The following is an 18,616-nucleotide window of genomic DNA, read 5'->3' as shown; positions in this document are numbered from 1 at the left end:
AAAAGGAGCCTTGCGGCTCCTTTTTTTAGTCTTTATACAACTTGATCAGCGTGGCGGGATCCCGCTCCAGGTAGCCTTTGCTGCCATGTTGGCGCATCAGTTGTGCCGCCAGGCCGGACATGGGCGTGGCACTGCCCTGGCGCTGGCTTTGTGCTACCGCCATATCCAGGTCTTTCAACAGGGTGCGCACGTGCCACTTGGGGTCAGGATCCGACTCGTCAGCCATTAACGGCCCCGTGATCTGCATCGGCTTGGAATCGGCAAAACCACCGGCCAGTGCTTCGGGAATTTTATCGGCTTCCACGCCACAGGCCTTGGCCAGCGCCATCATCTCGGCCAGCACCATCAGGTTGCAGCCCACTATCATCTGGTTACAGACTTTGGTCACCTGTCCGGCACCAATAGGCCCCATGTGGGTAGCGCGCTGCGACAAGGGCGCCAGCATGGGCCGAATACGCTCAATATCCGCCGCTTCACCACCACACATGATGGCCAGGCTGCCTGCCTCGGCACCGGCAACCCCACCGGATACCGGTGAGTCGACCCAATTCATGCCACAGGCATCTTTTAACTTGGCGGCAAACTCCCGGGTCGCTTGCGGGTCCGAGCTGGAAAAGTCCACCAGCAACTGACCGGCCTGGCCAAACTCGGCCACGCCGCCGGCACCGAATACCACATCTTCCACCACGGCGGTATTGGCCAGGCACAAGAGCACTACATCCACCTGCTCGACCAGCTCGCCGATGCTGTCGGCCACGGTCGCGCCGGCGGCTTTCACGTCGACCAGCTTGTCCGCACTGCGGTTCCAGACCGAGACGTCAAAACCGGCTTGCAGCAAACGCTGCGTCATCGGCTTGCCCATGAGTCCTATTCCGATAAAGCCCAGCTTCATGTTTTCTCCCTGTTTATATATTTCCAATATTCTTGATAACTCACACCCGCAGACAGTCCAAGGCGACTTTATATATAAAAGTCGCGTCCACTATGTTAAAACACACAAAAAGAATAATAAACGTCCAAAATCGCCATACAAAAGACAATTTTATACGAAAAAATCCAAAAAAGGGGATTCAGGCGCTATTAACACAAAAAACCATATGTTAAGCTTGCGCACAGCACATCTTATAAATACCAGAAATCAAATGGAAAGTCAGATCAATAGCCAAGCCGAGCAAACATACGGCTACGGGTCCGATCGCTCCTGGCTGGCCCGCCTGCAGCTGAAGCTGGAAGCCGATAGCAGTGGACACACACGACTTAAAAACCTCGAATTTGAAGGTCCTTTACGGATCCAGCGCCCCTTTTATCCAGAAGGTGGGGTCTGTCATCTTTATCTGCTGCATCCTCCTGGTGGCATCGTCTCTGGCGACAAACTCTCGATCTCCGCGTTCGGAACCTCCGGCAGCCAATCACTGTTGACCACCCCATCCGCAGGCAAAATCTATGGCCGCGACAGCGACGGTGTTGTTCAGGGTCAATCCGTTCGACTGCATGTGGAAAACGGTGCCGAATGTGAATGGCTGCCCCAGGAGACCATTGTTTATCGCGGCGCCAATGCCGTACTGGACACCCAGGTTGAACTCACCGGCTCGGCGCGTTTCATCGGCTGGGATCTGGTCTGCCTTGGTCGCCCCGCCGCCGGTGAAGTCTTCGATAGCGGTCGCCTGGATCAACATATTAGAGTATGGCGTGATGGCCGTCTGCAACTGAACGAACGGCTGCAGCTGGAAGGCAACTCGGCGCTGCGCACGAGCCGCGCTGGGCTGAACAATAATAATGTGTTCGGCACCCTGCTTGCCGTAGGCGAACAATGGAACAGCGCCTTGCTTGATGCTCTGCGCTCCCGGCTAGCCGCCCCCGATTTTACCGTAACAGAACGCCTGGGCGTTTTACTGGTGCGCTATCTTGGTGATGACATGAATCGTTGCCGAGATGGTATGTGGCAAGCCTGGGGGCTTATTCGCCCCGAGCTGATGGCTCGCCCAGCCTGTATTCCCCGGATCTGGCTGACTTAAGGAGACTACGATGGAACTCAGCCCAAGAGAAAAAGACAAGCTGTTGTTGTTTACTGCCGGCCTGCTTGCAGAACGTCGCCTGGCAAAAGGTCTCAAATTAAACTACCCCGAATCGGTCGCTTATCTATCGGCAGCCATCATGGAAGGCGCTCGCGAAGGCCGCACCGTGGCTGAGCTGATGGGCGCTGGCCGTAACTGGCTGAGCCGTGAACAAGTCATGGATGGGGTGCCCGAGCTGATCAAAGACGTCCAGGTGGAAGCAACCTTTCCCGACGGTACCAAGCTGGTCACGTTGCATAACCCCATTCAATAAGACAGGAGCCATCTCATGATTCCGGGAGAATACAGGCTGGCAGAAGGTGACATCAGCCTTAACGAAGGCCGAAAGCGTATCACCCTGACGGTAGCAAACACTGGTGACAGACCCATACAGGTAGGTTCACATTATCATTTTGCCGAGGTCAACTCGGCCTTAAAGGTAGATCGCGAGCAGGCCATGGGATATCGACTCGATATCGCAGCTGGCACCGCTATTCGTTTCGAGCCTGGCCAGGAGCGTCCTGTACAACTGGTCGCCGTGGGCGGCCGGCGTCATATCTATGGCTTCAGCGGCGCCGTAATGGGCCCGCTCCCGGGAGAAGATAATGAGTAAAATCAGTCGTTCCGCCTATGCGGACATGTTTGGACCCACCACTGGCGATCAGGTACGCCTGGGCGATACCGAACTGTGGATTCAAGTAGAAAAAGATTACACCAACTACGGCGAAGAAGTGAAATTCGGCGGCGGTAAAGTTATCCGTGACGGTATGGGCCAAAGCCAGTTGTGTAGCGATCAGGTGGTTGATACCGTGATTACCAACGCCTTGATCCTGGACCACTGGGGCATCGTCAAGGCCGATATCGGCCTTAATAAAGGCCGCATAGCGGCGATTGGCAAGGCGGGTAACCCGGATATTCAAGACGGGGTGACGATCAACATAGGCCCGAGCACAGAAGTCATTGCTGCTGAAGGCATGATAGTAACGGCGGGTGGCGTAGATACCCACATCCATTATATTGCGCCCCAGCAGGTCGACGAAGCCTTGTGTTCAGGTCTCACCACCATGGTTGGCGGCGGTACGGGCCCGGCTACCGGCAGCAAGGCGACCACTTGTACTCCCAGCCCCTGGCACATAGCTCGCATGCTGCAGGCGACCGATGGTCTGCCAATGAATTTCGGTTTTCTGGGCAAGGGGAACGCCAGCAAGCCTGAACCCCTGCGCGAGCAGATCGAAGCCGGCGCAATAGGCCTCAAGCTGCATGAAGACTGGGGCTCGACGCCGCAGGCAATCGATACTTGTCTGTCCGTAGCAGAAGAGTACGATGTTCAGGTAGCTATTCACTCCGATACTCTCAATGAATCAGGCTTTGTGGAAGATACCATAGGGGCGTTCAAAAACCGGGTGATCCACACCTACCATACCGAGGGTGCCGGGGGCGGTCATGCGCCGGATATTATCAAGGCGTGCAGCATGTCAAACGTGCTGCCATCGTCAACCAATCCGACCAAGCCTTATACGGTTAACACCGTAGACGAACACCTGGATATGCTGATGGTTTGTCATCACCTGGATCCCAATATTCCAGAAGATGTTGCCTTTGCCGATTCGCGTATCCGTAAAGAAACCATTGCCGCCGAAGATATTCTTCACGATCTGGGCGTCATTTCCATGATGTCATCAGACAGCCAGGCCATGGGTCGGGTGGGCGAAGTGGTCTGCCGCACATGGCAGACAGCCCACAAGATGAAGCTCCAGCGCGGCCTGCTGCCTGAAGATGAAGCTTTGGGTTGCGACAATTTCCGCGCCAAGCGTTATGTGGCCAAGTACACCATCAACCCCGCCCTGGCTCATGGTATTGCGCATGAGGTAGGCTCGATAGAAGCAGGCAAGCTGGCAGACCTGATATTGTGGCAGCCGGCTTTCTTTGGCATCAAGCCCGCCTTGATCATCAAGGGTGGCCTGATTGCTTACGCCCCCATGGGCGATATCAATGGTTCCATACCCACGCCGCAACCTGTGCATTACAGACCCATGTACGGTGCCTTGCATAACGGCGCGACACAAACCTGTCTGACCTTTGTCAGTCAGGCGGCGATCGACAACGGTGTTGCCGAAAAGCTGAAATTGGAGCGCCGACTGGTCGCCTGCAAGGGCACGCGCACCATACGCAAGGAAGACATGATCCACAACAACGTGACACCAGAGTTGGAAGTGGATGCTCAAACCTATGAAGTGCGCTGCAACGGTGAACTATTGAGCTGCGAGCCACTGGACAAGCTGCCCCTGGCTCAGCTGTACATGTTGTTCTGATCGGGAGTCAATGGATGTTACGAATTACCCAAAATCTGGGCCAAAGCGAACAACAGGCCGAAGATCGGCTGATTTTACCTTTTGATTTACGTCAGAAGGGACGTTTTCGCGCCACCAGCGAGCAAGGACTGGAACTGGGACTGTTTCTGGATCGCGGCCAGGTACTGGCCGAAGGCGACAAGTTGCAGACCGAATATGGTCGCGTATTCGAGGTTATCGCCCAGGATGAGCCGGCAGTGACCGCTTACGCATCAAGCTGGCCCGAGTTTGCCCGTGCCTGCTATCATCTGGGCAACCGCCATGTCACCTTGCAGCTGGGGGATTGCTGGCTGCGGTTTCCTCCCGATCATGTACTGGAACACCTGGCCGAGCATCTGGGTCTGAGATTGGAGCGGGGCCAGGCGCCCTTCCATCCTGAATCGGGAGCCTATCACGGACACGGCAGCAGTCACGACCATGACCATGATCACCACCATGACCACTGAGCCTTGCCAGACCGAACAACTGCTGGCCTTGTTACATCTGTCCAGTCCGGCGCTGCCCATCGGCGCCTTTTCCTACTCCAGCGGTCTGGAGTCGGCTATCGAGCTGGGCTGGATAAAAGACGAAGCCGATCTGAAAGAGTGGCTGGAACAGGTACTGCAAGGGATGGCCTGGCTGGATCTGCCTGTATTGTTACGGCTGTCCGCCGCTCGAGAGCAGGGCGATCAGGAAAAGCAGCTCTACTGGAGCGACTACCTGAGAGCCAGCCGTGAAACCTACGAATTGCTGTTCGAGGACGAACAACAGGCGGTAGCCTTGATCCGGTTGTTAAAGGGTCAGCATCTGGATGTATCCAGCCTGCCACCCAATCCGGCTTTTATGGCGGTTTACAGTCTGGCCGCCGAACACTGGGGGCTATCTGCCCGCTGGGCGGCACTGGGCTGGTTATGGGGATGGCTTGAAAATCAGCTGTCTGTGGCCAGTAAAACCCTGCCTTTGGGGCAGACGGCAGCCCAGCGGCTGCTGCTGGCACTCAAGCCACAGCTGGTTGAGATGCTGGCCATAGCCGCCGAACTGGATGACTCGCAGTTGGGGCTGAGCCTGCTTGGTCAGGTTCAGGCCAGTTGCCTGCATGAAACACAATATTCACGTTTATTTCGGAGTTAATCATGTCAACACAATGTTTGCGTGTCGGAGTGGGCGGTCCCGTCGGCTCTGGCAAGACAGCACTATTACGCCAGCTCTGCAAGGCCCTGCGCCAGCACTATAATCTGGCCGTGGTCACCAACGATATCTACACCAAAGAAGATGCCGAGTTTCTGCTGCGCAACGAAGCGTTGAGCGAAGATCGCATCATGGGCGTGGAAACCGGTGGGTGCCCGCACACCGCCATCCGCGAAGATGCTTCCATGAACCTGGCGGCGATCGATACCTTGCAAGAGCGTCATCCCGATCTGGAGCTGGTATTGGTGGAAAGCGGCGGTGACAACCTGTCTGCCACCTTCAGCCCCGAGCTGTCGGATCTGACGCTGTATGTCATCGACGTCTGCGCAGGCGACAAGATCCCGCGTAAAGGCGGCCCAGGCATTACCAAATCGGATCTGTTAATCATCAACAAGACAGATCTGGCGCCTATGGTTAACGCCTCGCTGGAAATCATGGACAGAGATGCCCGCAAGATGCGTGGCGAAAAACCGTTCGTATTTGCCAACCTGATCCGCGGCGATGGCCTGGAAACAATCATTAATTTTATCCAGCAGCAGGGCATGTTACGTCCTCTGCCCGAAAACTTTACCCTGGAAGGAGTACAAGAATGATCAAGAAGACCCTGACCGCCCTGGTGGCAATGACTCCAGCGCTGGCTTTGGCGCACCCTGGTCATGGTGAACACAGCCTGACCTCGGGCTTTATGCATCCATTGCTGGGCTGGGATCACCTGCTGGCCATGGTAGCGGTCGGTATGCTGATGGTTGCCAACCGCGACCGTTCGGCCTGGCAGCTACCCCTGGCGTTCATCGGCTTCATGCTGTTGGGTGCCATCGCGGGTATCGGCGGCCTGGCTCTGCCCGGCGTTGAAATCGGCATCGTCTTTTCGCTGCTGGTACTGGGCATGATGCTGGCCACCGGCCGCAGCGGCCATGTGATGCTGGCCACGGGTCTGTGCGCCCTGTTCGGCCTGTTCCATGGCAATGCCCACGGCCTGGAACTGCCAGCCAATAACTCTGCAATCAGCTACATTGCCGGCTTCCTGCTGGCCACTGGCTTGTTGCACGGTGCCGGCTGGTTGACTGCGGCTCGCATCAAGAGCACCCTCATCAAGGGTAGCGGCGCCATCATAGTGGGTGCCGGTTTATTAGCGGCTTTCTAAACAGAACGCAGGCTAAAAAAAAGCGCCGATTCAATCGGCGCTTTTTTTATGTTCCTATTTCACCTTCTCGTTTGCTCTAGTGAGCCAAAAAGAACTGATACGCAGGATCCTGGGTGACATCGTCCCAACGATAGCCCAGTTCGGCCAGATGTTGCTCGAAAGACGCCAGGTCGGTATCGGGCAACTCGAAGGCACAGAGTACGCGGCCAAATTCGGCACCATGGTTACGGTAGTGAAACAGACTGATGTTCCAGTGCGTGCCCAGGGTATGCAAAAATCGCATCAAGGCACCGGGCTGTTCGGGGAAGCGGAAGCTGTATAACCGCTCGTGCAATGGCTTAGGTGGGCGCCCTCCCACCATGTAGCGCACATGAGACTTGGCCAGATCGTTATCCGTCATATTGGCCACCGGATACCCGGCCTGCTCCAGTTCCATCATGATCTGGGTCAGCTCTCGATCGCCATCAACAAGACGCACCGATACCAGCAGTGCGGCCTTGTCTTCCGACGAGTAGCGATAGTTGAACTCGGTCACCATGCGATTGCCGAGCACTTCGCAGAATTCCAGAAAGGCTCCCTTGCGCTCGGGAATGGTCACCGCCAGCACTCCTTCCCGCTTTTCGCCCAGCTCGCAGCGCTCGGAAACATAACGCAGAGAATGGAAGTTGACGTTGGCACCACTGAGCACCGCCGCCATGCGAGCATGCTTGTAATCACCGGCCTGGCTGTACTTCTTCAGCCCCGCCAGCGACAGCGCACCCGACGGCTCGGCGATGGCACGAGTGTCCTCGAAAATATCCTTGAGCGCGGCACAGATTTCGTCCGAACTCACGGTGATCACGCCATCAAGATATTGCTGACAAAGGCGGAAGGTTTCGGTACCCATGCGCTTGACCGCCACCCCGTCGGCAAACATGCTGACCCGATCCAGAGTGACAATCTCACCGGCCTTGAGTGCGGCATTCAAACAGGCTGAACCTTCGGCCTCAACGCCAATCACCTTGACCTGAGGCAACAGCTGCTTGATATACACGGACACACCCGCCGCCAGGCCACCGCCACCCACAGGGACAAACACATGGGTCAGGCGAGTATCCTGCTCCAGCAATTCCCGCCCTATGGTGCCCTGGCCGGCAATCACGTCTTCGTCATCAAAGGGCGGGATCAGGGTCAGATTATGTTGCTGCGCCAGCTCCAGACAATGGCCGTAGGCCTCATCGAAGTTATTGCCATGCAAGATCACCTTGCCACCGAACCGACGCACCGATTCGACCTTGATATCGGGGGTGACCACCGGCATCACTATGGTGGCGTCTATGCCCAGTTTGGCGGCCGAAAGAGCCACCCCCTGGGCATGGTTGCCCGCCGAGGCAGCGATTACCCCGGCCTGCTGCTGCTCTGCGCTAAGCTGAGCAATTTTGTTGTAGGCACCCCGTAACTTGAAAGAATGCACAGGTTGCATGTCTTCCCGCTTGAGCGATACCGAATGCCCCAACCGCTCGGAAATTTTCTTGAGCGGCGACAAAGGCGTTACCCGTGCTGCCTCATAAACCGGAGACAACAGGATCTGGCGTAAGTATTCGCTCGCAGAGCGTAATGCGGCGGCTTCTTTCAATGCCGGTTGTGCCATATTTATCCCCCCAGCTTGCTGATGTCGCGTACCGCACCTTTATCAGCACTGGTGGCCAGTGAGGCATACGCGCGCAATGAGAATGACACTTCGCGCTGACGATCCAGCGGACGCCATCCCTGCTCACCCTTGGCATCCATCACTTCACGGCGGGCTGCCAGTTCGGCTTCAGATACGTCCAGTACTATGCTGCGTCCCGGAATATCGATATCGATGATGTCACCGTTTTGCACCAGACCTATGGTACCGCCACTGGCGGCTTCTGGAGAAACATGACCAATAGACAAGCCAGAGGTACCGCCAGAGAAGCGACCGTCGGTGATCAGTGCGCATTTGGTGCCCAGGCCCATCGACTTCAGGTAGGTAGTGGGGTAGAGCATTTCCTGCATACCCGGGCCGCCTTTAGGGCCTTCGTAGCGGATGACTACTACATCGCCGGCTTTCACTTCGCCACCCAGAATCCCTTCTACCGCCGTGTCCTGACTCTCATAGATACGGGCCGGACCACGGAACACCAGGTTGTCGTCGGACACACCGGCAGTCTTAACGATACAACCGTCAACGGCCAGGTTACCGGCTAACACCGCCAAACCACCTTCCTGGCTATAGGCGTGCTCCAGGCTGCGGATACATCCTTCGGCACGGTCATCGTCCAGGGTCGGCCAACGACAGTCCTGACTGAAGGCCTTGGTGGTGCGAATACCGGCGGGGCCGGCACGGAACATGGTTTTCACCGCTTCGTCTTCGGTTACCATCACATCATACTTGGCCAGCTGTTCGGCCAGGGTCATGCCCATGACGGTTGGCAAGTCGGTATGCAGCAAACCGGCGCGATCCAGCTCACCCAGGATGCCCATGACACCACCGGCTCTGTGTACGTCTTCCATGTGATACTTGGGCGTTGAGGGTGCCACTTTACACAGCTGGGGCACCTTGCGTGACAAGGTGTCTATGTCGTCCATGGTGAAGTCGACGTCCGCCTCGTGCGCGGCAGCCAGCAGGTGCAGTACGGTATTGGTAGAGCCGCCCATGGCCACATCCAGCACCATGGCATTCTCGAATGCCGCCTTGCTGGCAATGGAGCGTGGCAAGGCCGAGGCGTCATCCTGTTCATAATAACGCTTGGTCAGCTCGACGATACGATGACCGGCCGACTTGAACAACTGCTCCCGATCGGCGTGGGTGGCCAGCAGAGAACCATTGGCAGGCTGAGACAGGCCCAAGGCTTCGGTCAGGCAGTTCATGGAGTTGGCGGTAAACATGCCGGAACAGGAACCACAGGTCGGGCAGGCGCTGCGCTCAACTTGTTCGCTCTGGGAATCGGACACGGTAGGATCGGCACCCTGCACCATGGCATCCACCAGATCCAGCTTGATGATTTGATCCGACAGTTTGGTCTTGCCGGCTTCCATGGGTCCACCGGACACGAAAATCACCGGAATATTCACCCGCAGCGCCGCCATCAGCATGCCGGGGGTGATTTTGTCACAGTTGGAAATACAGACCATGGCATCGGCACAGTGCGCATTCACCATGTATTCCACCGAGTCGGCAATGAGATCACGACTGGGCAGGCTGTACAGCATGCCGCCATGACCCATGGCGATACCGTCATCTACAGCTATGGTATTGAATTCTTTGGCCACACCACCGGCAGCTTCAATTTCACGCGCCACCAGCTGGCCCATGTCTTTCAGGTGCACGTGGCCGGGAACAAACTGGGTAAAGGAGTTAACCACCGCAATAATCGGCTTGCCGAAGTCACCTTCGGTCATGCCGGTGGCACGCCACAGGGCGCGGGCGCCGGCCATGTTACGGCCGTGAGTAGTGGTGGCGGAACGATACTTTGGCATTCTAAAATTCCTAACAAGGTGAGTAACACAGGCGTCATCGACGAGGCGACGCCTATCTCTAAAATTAAAATATAGCTTTAAGCGGTCAGCTAAAGACAAACACAAGACTGAGAGCGGCTCAGCACTTTTTTCTTAACTGATAGCTGACAGCTTAAAGCTTATAGCTGCCATTTAGGCTGTTTTTTTTAGCGGTTGTTTCAACGCTTGTACTTGAACCAGAGTCACGTCCATGAGTTTTTCCAGTTGGCGGCTTAAATGAACAATGGGTCTGTCACTGGTGACCATCATGTTAATGATAAGGCCCAGACCGTTATTCAAGGTAGACATGTCCATCTCATCGACCCGAAAGCCACGATGGCGAGTCAGGCGAAGCACCCTTTCGAGTACTTCCGGGCGAAACTGGGCGGCTATCTGCAATTGATACTGGTTCATGCTTTTTTCTCCATCATCTGGTCGTTGGCAACGCCGGGCGGCACCAGTGGCCAGACGTTTTCTTGCTCAGAAATGCGTACATGCAATAAATAGGCGGTATCGGCCGCCAGCATGCGTTGTATGGCAGGCTCCACATCGGCCTTGCGGGTAATGGTTTCACCCGGAATGTTGAAGGCGGCGGCCATGGCCACGAAGTCGGGGTTATCGGTAAGAATGGTTTCACTGTAACGGCCGTCGAAGAACAGCTCCTGCCACTGGCGCACCATGCCCAGACGCTGATTGTCGAGCAGCACCATTTTTACCGGCAGTTGTGCGCGCTTGAGAGTACCCAGCTCCTGTACGTTCATCATGAAAGAACCATCGCCCGAGACCAGTACCGACTCGTCTTGGGGGCGCGCCAACTTGGCACCAATGGCGGCAGGCAAGCCAAAGCCCATGGTCCCCAGGCCCGAGCTGCTCAGGTGGTTGCGCGGGCTGGTAAAGCGCATGTGCTGAGCCACCCACATCTGGTGCTGACCGACGTCACAACTGACCATGGCACTGTCCTGCAGGGCTTCACTCAACTGCTTGAGCATCAGGGGCGCATAGATGGCCTCGCCGGGGTGATCGTAACGCCAGCCGTGATCGGCCTTGAGAGCCTTGCAGTGTTGGCGCCAGTCATCAATATCCAGCCGGTCATTGCCGCTCAACTTTTTGTTCACCAACACGGGAAGTACGGTGGCCAGCTCGGCATCTATGCTCACCTGAGCGTGGCGTACCTTGCCAAATTCGGCGGCGTCTTTATCCAAATGGATAACCTTGGCATTCACGGCAAAGGCATCCAGCTTGCCGGTCACCCGGTCGTCAAAGCGGGCCCCGACCACCAACAGAAGATCACTCTGCTGAACAGCTAGATTGGCGGCTTTTGTACCGTGCATGCCCAGCATGCCTAAAAACAGTTCATCGTCCGGATCCAGAGTGCCAATGCCCTTGAGTGTAGTCACCATGGGAATCCCGGTTTGCTTGGCAAAAGCACGTAATTCTGTGACCGCATTGGCCATGCCTACGCCTCCGCCCACATATAAAACCGGCTGCTTGGCGTCGGCCAGCAACACCTGGGCTTGCGCCAGGGCATCCTTGTCCAGAGGATTGGGATCGGTATTGAAAACCGGCGTTGCCTTAGGCTCAACCAGTGCCACCTGTATGTTTTTCGGCACATCGATCAACACCGGACCCGGGCGGCCGGAACGCGCCACTTCAAAGGCTTCGGCAATCACGGCACCCAAATCTTCAACATTTTCGACCAGATAGGAATGCTTGGTGCAGGACAGCGACATACCCAGTACGTCCACTTCCTGAAACGCATCGGTGCCAATGGCCGCCATAGGTACCTGCCCGGTAATGGCCACCAAGGGGATGGAATCGAGCATGGCATCGGCCAGACCGGTGATCAGGTTGGTTGCGCCCGGGCCTGACGTGGCCATACAGACACCAACCTGACCACTGGCTCTGGCATAGCCCACTGCTGCCAATGCGGCGGCCTGCTCATGGCGACACAGCAGGTGATCGACTCCGCCGTCGTACAGGGCATCGTAGAGCGGCATAATGGCACCGCCGGGGTAGCCGAAGATCTGGGTTACTCCCTGTTGTTTTAATGTCTGAACAATATACTGTGCGCCATTCATTTTGTTGCCGTCCCTCTGTTGCCGCCAAATCCAGTTAAAAAAAAACCCCCGAGCGATGTGCTCGGGGGTTTTACGTTTCGTCTGCCGGTGATGTTACGTATCGTCAGACCAAAGTACCCCGAGCGGAGATTTAATAATCACCACTAGGACCACAATAATGTTGACGAAACGTGCAATTAAATTCATATCACCGATCACTCAATAGGGTGCCGAGCCAGAACGTTCGACTCAAGCTTGCCTATACAACTAGCATGATGAACTAGACTAGACAAGACTTTCTTGATCACAAAAGCAAAAAACGTCTTGAAGAAGCAACAAAAAGACAGCTTAAAACACTAAAAAACATTCACTATAAAAAATAAAATATTAGGGAGACCGGGATGTCACTCGCCGTTGTTTTTGCACGAGCCAGTCTGGGTGTGGCAGCGCCTCTGGTGACCGTGGAAGCTCACCTCGCCAATGGCCTGCCCGCCTTCAACATCGTTGGTTTGCCGGAAACCACTGTCAAGGAAGCGCGGGATAGAGTACGCAGCGCACTGTTGAATTCCGGTTTTGAATTTCCCGCACGGCGTATTACCGTCAATCTGGCTCCGGCGGACTTGCCAAAAGACGGCGGCCGCTTCGATTTGCCCATTGCCATCGCCATTCTGGCCGCCTCGGAGCAAATCCCCACCACTCAGCTCAAGCAACTGGAATTTTTAGGTGAATTGGCGCTAACCGGGGCTCTACGCCAGATAAAAGGCGCCCTGCCTGCGGTGCTGGCGGCGCGAGACAACGAACGGCAACTGATATTGCCCGAGGCGAATAATCACGAAGCCGGTGTCATTCAGCCCTGCCCGGCACGACTGGCCCCTCATCTGTTGGCCATTACCGCCTGGTTAAGAGAACAGGGAGAATTGGCAACCCCCGACCCCATCACCGCACAAGAGCCGGAGCATATTGCCGATTTATGTGATGTTATCGGCCAGGAAGGTGGCAAACGTGCATTGGAAATAGCCGCGGCTGGCGAGCATAACCTGTTGCTGCTAGGCCCGCCCGGCACAGGTAAAAGCATGCTGGCGAGCCGACTGCCCGGCTTGCTGCCTCCCATGAGTGAAGCTGAAGCCTTGGAAATAGCGGCAATCAGGTCCATCAGCGGCGTAAACCTGGATCCCCACAACTGGCGCTTGCGTGCCTTTCGCCAACCCCATCACTCTTCTTCTGCGGTGGCGCTGGTGGGTGGCGGCAGTTACCCCAAACCCGGAGAAATTTCTTTGGCTCACAACGGCGTATTGTTTCTCGATGAAATGACCGAATTTGAGCGCAGGGTATTGGACGCACTGCGCGAGCCCCTTGAAACCAGCTACATATCCATTGCTCGCGCAGCCCATAGCGTGACTTTCCCTGCCCGCTTTCAGTTGATTGGTGCCATGAATCCCAGCCCTTGCGGCCATTACCAGGATGGCTACAGTCGCAGTTCGTCAGAACAAATACTGCGCTATCTCAATAAGATATCCGGGCCGTTTCTGGACAGATTTGACTTGTCGGTGGAAATTCCTCTGCTCGCCCCCGGAGAGCTCAGCCGCAAGCGGGCCAAGGCAGAAGGCTCGGCACATGTAAGGCAAAGAGTACTGGCAGCCAGGGAGCAACAACTGAAACGAGCCGGTAAAACCAATGCCAGACTCAGCGCCTCGGAACTCGAGCAGTTTTGTCCGCTGTCGCAAGCCGACGCGGAGTTTCTGGAGCAGGCACTGCACAGAATGAAACTGTCCATTCGTGCCTGGCACAAGTTGATCAGGGTCGCCAGAACCATAGCCGATCTGGAGCACGCAGAAAAAATTGGCCGCCAACATTTAATAGAGGCTTTGGGTTATCGCGCCATGGACCGCTTAATACAGCAACTGCAATCGTGATTAACTGATAAGCTGCTATAACTAAATAGAGAGCCTTGGTAAGAAGGAGTATTCGATGAAAAGTGCAAAGGAATTTGCCGTCTGGCTTCACGACCGCTTTAAAGATGTACCGGATGGGGTCTACCTCAGCAGAGAGGACATCACCAGCCTGTCCAACAGACAACATTTCAGCCAGGAGTTTGTGACAGATATTCATTATGAATTGACGTTAAAAGGGATGGGATTTGTAGCCGGTAATCACAGGGACAAGTTTTACTTATTTCACTTACCAGAGACTTATTGGCAGCAACAAGAAGAAGCACATCAGGAAAGTCATCATTCCAATGTACACATCATAACCAAGCAGCACACATCCTGATGAACCAGAAGTTGGCCCACGACATGCTCCGTGGGCCCCTTCTTTATTTAAGAGACAGCAGGTATTCCACTACCTGGTAAAAACGCTCTTCCGAGCCAATTTCACTCATGTTCAATTCATATTTATCTTTTACAATGATGGTTGGAGTGCCGTGTACCTCGAAGCGCTCAGTCAGCTTGTCGTACTGGGCAACCATGCCATTAAGCGCAAAGCTGTTGATCACGCCATCAAAGTCCTTTTCTGCTACGCCATTGGCGATAAACACCGCCTTGATGTCAGCCAGATCGTTCGGCATTTTTTTCTGGCGATGAATACGATCAAACATCACCGGAGTCAGCTGCTCCTCAACCTTAAGTAACTCGGCCGCGCCAAATGCACGCTGCAATACCGGGCCCATCTCTCTACCGAGAAAAGACACAGGTACTTTTTTCAATACCAAATCGGGTACACGCTGTTCCAGCTTGCTCATCAATGGCTGAAAACTATAACAATGCGGGCACACATAAGAGAAAAACTCGGTAACAACCGGCTTGCTGCTGGCCGTCTCCTGAACCACCTTGTATTCAACTCCCTCTTTAAATTCGGGGGCGGCGCTGACCAGTGGAGCCATCAGCATGGCAAACAAGACAAATATGTACTTTTTCATAAACAATCCCATTCAATAAGAGCTGGCTCACGTTAAATAATCAGTTCCAAGAGGTCAAGGACAAAGGTGCAGCATCGAGATGTTGTAACTGTTCTGCCAATACACCTACCTGCTGCTGCCAATATTCTTCGGTGTTAAACCAGGGGAAATTAAGCACAAATGCTGGATCGGACCAGCGAGCGGCCAGCCACGCCATATAGTTAACGATACGCATGGCTCTCAGTGGCTCGATTAATGCCAGCTCGGAACTATCAAACTCACGTATATTTTCATAACCCGCCAGTAGCGTATCCAGCTGAATCAGCTGCTCCTGCCGACTACCGCTGAGCATCATCCACAAGTCCTGTACCGCAGGCCCGGTGCGGCAATCATCGAAATCCAGTAACCAGGGGCCGTCATTCCACAGTACATTACTGGCATGACAGTCGCAGTGAATCGCCAGCTGTTGCCTGGGATGATATAAAGCAGATGCTCTGTCTATTACCGCATCCAGCTGCTTGAAGAATGCGCTACTCAACTTTTTGGGGATCTCTGCCTTTTGCTGCAACACGGCTCTTGCACGCAACAAGTAGTCTTCCGTTGTCAGCTGAGGGCGATGATTAAGCGTGATTCTCTCTCCCACCTGATGCAACCGTGCTATCTGCTCGCCAAAGGCTTCCAGCTGGTCCAGGTTATCAGCCTCAAGCTGGCGACCGGAGAGGGCTGGCCATACAGCAAACAGCATATTGTTGTACGCAAAAATACTGTTCTGCTCCCGCTTGATGGGCACGGCAACGCGAACACCGGCTTTCGCCGAGGCGAACAGGAAATCATGTTCTTCCTGAATTTGTTGGCGGCTCCAACGCTGAGGCCGATAGAACTTGGCAACCAGGGCGCCGTCGGTATCGCTTTTAAAGCGATACACCCGATTTTCATAGCTGTTTAATGCCATCAGTCCGGAGTCGACATGAATACCCACACTCATTAGGGCGTCGGCTATCGCATCGGGGGTCAGTTGATAATAATTCATAACCATCCAAAAAAAGACCGTAGCCAACAGCTACGGTCTGGGTTTTTCATTTACCGAGAATATCAGTTAATAGGGCTGAAGAACTTACTCTTGTTACGCAAGGTCGCCTTGGGATCATCCTGATCAAGCCCGGTATGGGTAATGACGAAAGTGATATCCGTTACCGGATCCGGCAGTAGATATGAATCTGCAGCCAGGCTAATCGGCAAACTCAGGATTTCTCCACCACGAATAACCACTTCTTGGGGGCCAATCCAGTTTGCGTCTTCCAACCCTTCCACATTCAAACGGTAGGTTTCGGTATCCAGCGTCTTGTTCATGATTTTCATGGTATAGGTATTTTCTATCAGACCTTCGTTGGTTTCCCGATATAGCTGGTTACGGTCGCGGATAATTTCAATACCCATCGGCATGATGCTTGAGGCCATATAAACAAACGCCGCCACCATGAGCGCCATGACGATGCCGTAACCAATCAGCTTGGGACGAGCCACATGAGTAACCTTGTGTCGCAACTTATGCTCAGTGGTATAGCTGATCAAACCGCGCTCATAACCCATACGATCCATGGTCTGATCACAGGCATCGACACAGGCACCGCAGTTAATACACTCATATTGCAGACCATCGCGAATATCGATACCCGCCGGACAAACCTGTACACACAGATTGCAATCGATGCAATCTCCCAGGCCTAATTCCTTGGGATCAGCCTTGCGGGGACGAGGGCCACGGCTTTCACCCCGCTCGACATCATAGCTAACGGTATAAGTGTCTTTATCGAACATCGCCGACTGAAAGCGTGAATAAGGACAAATGTGGGTACACATTATGGTCCGCATCCAACCCGCATTGCCGTAGGTACAAAAAGCAAAAAACAGCACCCAGAATCCCACCCAGAAGCTGGTGGAAAAAGTGAGCATTTCAAGCGCAAGCTCTTTGGCCGGCACAAAGTAGGCAATAAAGGTAAACCCGGTTAACAGCGATACGGCCAGCCAGGCAATATGCTTGGCACTCTTGCGCCATATTTTATTAAATCCCCAGGGCGCCTTGTCCAGCTGGCGGCGTTTATTGGCACTGCCTTCCAGTTTTTCTTCAAACCAGATGAATATAAAGGTCCATATCGTTTGCGGACACACATAGCCACACCAGACACGGCCTAAAAAGGTAGTGACAAAAAACAGTGCAAACGCAGATACCATCAATAACAGGGCTAGCAAGGTTAAATCTTGCGGCCAGATGGTAGTCGCGAAAACCTGGAATCGCTGTTGTTCAACATCAAACAATAATGCCTGACGACCATTCCAGGTCATCCAGGGGCCGACAATGAATATCGACATAAGCACCCAGCCTAAATACTTGCGCAGCCTCTGCCATTGTCCGGTCTGGGCACGAACATAAATATGCCCGTCATCGGTAGGCCGGTGCGAACGCACCTGCGGTGTAACGTCTTTAACGTTTATCTGCTGTTGTTTATCGTTCATTTTGCTCACATTGTTATTCTGACTGCTTGCAACCAAATTACCTGCCTAACAAAACAAGAATCATTGTTAACTTGCAGATAAAATACGAGTTATGACACATTCTGCAGTAAAGCCCCCAACAAAAAGGTGATCTTGATCACTCTTTTCTGCCTCAAGGCCAGTCTTCGCTGCCCATCCCACCATGATAAAGCATTATCGTGACCAAACTCCATGATGGGGATCATCGAATGGCCGAGACGACAATTCATACCAATTTGAATAAAGATCTGATCATTTTTAAACCTGAGCTCAGAGGCAACACAGTCGCCTTCCACGACACGCCATGAACTCATNGACGCTAACAGTCAACGCCGATGCATCAAGAAGGACAAAGGGATCTGCTCAGCCGACCATCCGCGCCACGGATGGCGCGGCTGAGCCTCCAGGGAGGGATCCACGGCGAGTCGGGGGAGCGGGCACTTTGTCCGACCTTTGTAGAACAACCAAATAGATCAGTTATTTAATCTGTTTGGTATCAGATATGCTCAGGTGGCAAGAAGAAGCAAACAAATCCGATACAGAAAGAGTGTATACAAGAAGGTAGATAAATACTGGGTAGGGACGATGGCGTCAGTTATTACGCAACTATAAAATCAGACCAAAAGCAAAAAGCCCCGCTCAATGAGCGGGGCTTAATAATAGGTGTTTGACTGTGACCTACTTTCACATGGCAGCTGCCACACTATCATCGGCGCAGGTTTCCACAACGCTATGGCAGTCAAACAAAACTGGTTTTGTAACTGGTGCTGATACCCGGATTCGAACTGGGGACCTCACCCTTACCAAGGGTGCGCTCTACCAACTGAGCTATATCAGCTAAATTAGGTGCCTGGCAGTGACCTACTTTCACATGGCAGCTGCCACACTATCATCGGCGCGGCTTTCCACAGCGC

The 18,616-nt window shown here is 54.2% G+C and carries 18 protein-coding genes and 1 tRNA gene; 10 read left to right on the top strand and 9 right to left on the bottom strand.

Annotated features, from left to right (window positions below):
* Positions 1 to 25: 25 nt before the first annotated feature.
* The gene (locus IEW52_RS08080; protein WP_188629561.1) at positions 26 to 892 is read right to left on the bottom strand and encodes an NAD(P)-dependent oxidoreductase; all 867 of its coding nucleotides are present in this window, start codon (positions 890 to 892) and stop codon (positions 26 to 28) included.
* Between the two features lie 250 nt (positions 893 to 1,142).
* Here IEW52_RS08080 and IEW52_RS08075 point away from each other — a divergent pair, with 250 nt between their 5' ends.
* The 8 genes from IEW52_RS08075 to IEW52_RS08040 are packed head-to-tail and all read left to right on the top strand — an operon-like array spanning position 1,143 to position 6,716.
* On the top strand, positions 1,143 to 2,015 hold the full coding sequence (locus tag IEW52_RS08075) for an urease accessory protein UreD (RefSeq protein ID WP_188629560.1): 873 nt from the start codon (positions 1,143 to 1,145) through the stop codon (positions 2,013 to 2,015).
* 10 nt (positions 2,016 to 2,025) lie between these two features.
* Entirely contained in the window at positions 2,026 to 2,328 is a 303-nt protein-coding gene (gene ureA, locus IEW52_RS08070) for an urease subunit gamma (protein WP_188629559.1), read from the top strand.
* Positions 2,329 to 2,343: 15 nt separating this feature from the next.
* Positions 2,344 to 2,667 carry an urease subunit beta gene (locus IEW52_RS08065; RefSeq protein ID WP_188629558.1) on the top strand — a complete coding sequence of 108 codons (324 nt, stop codon included), beginning with the start codon at positions 2,344 to 2,346 and terminating at the stop codon, positions 2,665 to 2,667.
* Complete coding sequence (gene ureC / locus IEW52_RS08060; protein ID WP_188629557.1) at positions 2,660 to 4,366, top strand: urease subunit alpha; 1,707 nt, start codon at positions 2,660 to 2,662, stop codon at positions 4,364 to 4,366. The genes IEW52_RS08065 and ureC overlap by 8 nt, the downstream gene beginning before the upstream one ends.
* Positions 4,367 to 4,380: 14 nt before the next feature.
* The gene (gene ureE, locus IEW52_RS08055; protein WP_188629556.1) at positions 4,381 to 4,851 is read left to right on the top strand and encodes an urease accessory protein UreE; all 471 of its coding nucleotides are present in this window, start codon (positions 4,381 to 4,383) and stop codon (positions 4,849 to 4,851) included.
* The gene (locus tag IEW52_RS08050) at positions 4,823 to 5,515 is read left to right on the top strand and encodes an urease accessory protein UreF (RefSeq protein WP_229667855.1); all 693 of its coding nucleotides are present in this window, start codon (positions 4,823 to 4,825) and stop codon (positions 5,513 to 5,515) included. Before ureE ends, IEW52_RS08050 begins: the two co-directional genes overlap by 29 nt.
* Before the next feature lie 2 nt (positions 5,516 to 5,517).
* The gene (gene ureG, locus IEW52_RS08045) at positions 5,518 to 6,165 is read left to right on the top strand and encodes an urease accessory protein UreG (RefSeq protein WP_188629555.1); all 648 of its coding nucleotides are present in this window, start codon (positions 5,518 to 5,520) and stop codon (positions 6,163 to 6,165) included.
* Complete coding sequence (locus IEW52_RS08040; protein ID WP_188629554.1) at positions 6,162 to 6,716, top strand: HupE/UreJ family protein; 555 nt, start codon at positions 6,162 to 6,164, stop codon at positions 6,714 to 6,716. Before ureG ends, IEW52_RS08040 begins: the two co-directional genes overlap by 4 nt.
* A gap of 76 nt (positions 6,717 to 6,792) precedes the next feature.
* Here IEW52_RS08040 and ilvA read toward each other — a convergent pair whose 3' ends face one another.
* The 4 genes from ilvA to ilvG all read right to left on the bottom strand — a co-directional run bounded on the left by ilvA (position 6,793) and on the right by ilvG (position 12,295).
* A complete protein-coding gene (ilvA, locus tag IEW52_RS08035) occupies positions 6,793 to 8,346 on the bottom strand; it encodes a threonine ammonia-lyase, biosynthetic (RefSeq protein ID WP_188629553.1) in 1,554 nt (517 codons plus the stop codon).
* A 2-nt stretch (positions 8,347 to 8,348) separates the two neighbouring features.
* Positions 8,349 to 10,199 (bottom strand): dihydroxy-acid dehydratase, encoded by a 1,851-nt coding sequence (gene ilvD, locus IEW52_RS08030; RefSeq protein WP_188629552.1) that lies wholly within the window; start codon positions 10,197 to 10,199, stop codon positions 8,349 to 8,351.
* A gap of 171 nt (positions 10,200 to 10,370) precedes the next feature.
* Positions 10,371 to 10,631, bottom strand: a complete 261-nt coding sequence (ilvM, locus tag IEW52_RS08025; protein WP_188629551.1) for an acetolactate synthase 2 small subunit — start codon at positions 10,629 to 10,631, stop codon at positions 10,371 to 10,373.
* Entirely contained in the window at positions 10,628 to 12,295 is a 1,668-nt protein-coding gene (gene ilvG / locus IEW52_RS08020; RefSeq protein WP_188629550.1) for an acetolactate synthase 2 catalytic subunit, read from the bottom strand. The genes ilvM and ilvG overlap by 4 nt, the downstream gene beginning before the upstream one ends.
* A gap of 380 nt (positions 12,296 to 12,675) precedes the next feature.
* On the opposite strand from ilvG, the gene IEW52_RS08015 reads away from it, so the two are divergent.
* Positions 12,676 to 14,187 (top strand): YifB family Mg chelatase-like AAA ATPase, encoded by a 1,512-nt coding sequence (locus IEW52_RS08015; protein WP_188629549.1) that lies wholly within the window; start codon positions 12,676 to 12,678, stop codon positions 14,185 to 14,187.
* 55 nt (positions 14,188 to 14,242) lie between these two features.
* Positions 14,243 to 14,545 carry a hypothetical protein gene (locus tag IEW52_RS08010; protein WP_188629548.1) on the top strand — a complete coding sequence of 101 codons (303 nt, stop codon included), beginning with the start codon at positions 14,243 to 14,245 and terminating at the stop codon, positions 14,543 to 14,545.
* A 43-nt stretch (positions 14,546 to 14,588) separates the two neighbouring features.
* On the opposite strand, the gene IEW52_RS08005 is transcribed toward IEW52_RS08010, so the two are convergent.
* The 4 genes from IEW52_RS08005 to IEW52_RS07990 all read right to left on the bottom strand — a co-directional run bounded on the left by IEW52_RS08005 (position 14,589) and on the right by IEW52_RS07990 (position 18,540).
* Positions 14,589 to 15,191 (bottom strand): thiol:disulfide interchange protein DsbA/DsbL, encoded by a 603-nt coding sequence (locus IEW52_RS08005; protein WP_188629547.1) that lies wholly within the window; start codon positions 15,189 to 15,191, stop codon positions 14,589 to 14,591.
* Positions 15,192 to 15,231: 40 nt separating this feature from the next.
* Positions 15,232 to 16,206, bottom strand: coding sequence for a serine/threonine protein kinase (locus IEW52_RS08000; protein ID WP_188629546.1), 975 nt, complete (start codon positions 16,204 to 16,206; stop codon positions 15,232 to 15,234).
* A gap of 56 nt (positions 16,207 to 16,262) precedes the next feature.
* Positions 16,263 to 17,684 (bottom strand): cytochrome c oxidase accessory protein CcoG, encoded by a 1,422-nt coding sequence (gene ccoG / locus IEW52_RS07995; RefSeq protein WP_188629545.1) that lies wholly within the window; start codon positions 17,682 to 17,684, stop codon positions 16,263 to 16,265.
* 780 nt (positions 17,685 to 18,464) lie between these two features.
* Positions 18,465 to 18,540, bottom strand: a tRNA-Thr gene (locus IEW52_RS07990).
* Between the last annotated feature and the right edge of the window lie 76 nt (positions 18,541 to 18,616).

Source organism: Oceanisphaera marina (assembly GCF_014643915.1).
In the GTDB taxonomy this organism is placed as follows: domain Bacteria; phylum Pseudomonadota; class Gammaproteobacteria; order Enterobacterales; family Aeromonadaceae; genus Oceanimonas; species Oceanimonas marina.
Note: the sequence above shows the minus strand (reverse complement) of the source record. Positions and strands in the feature narration are given on the sequence as shown.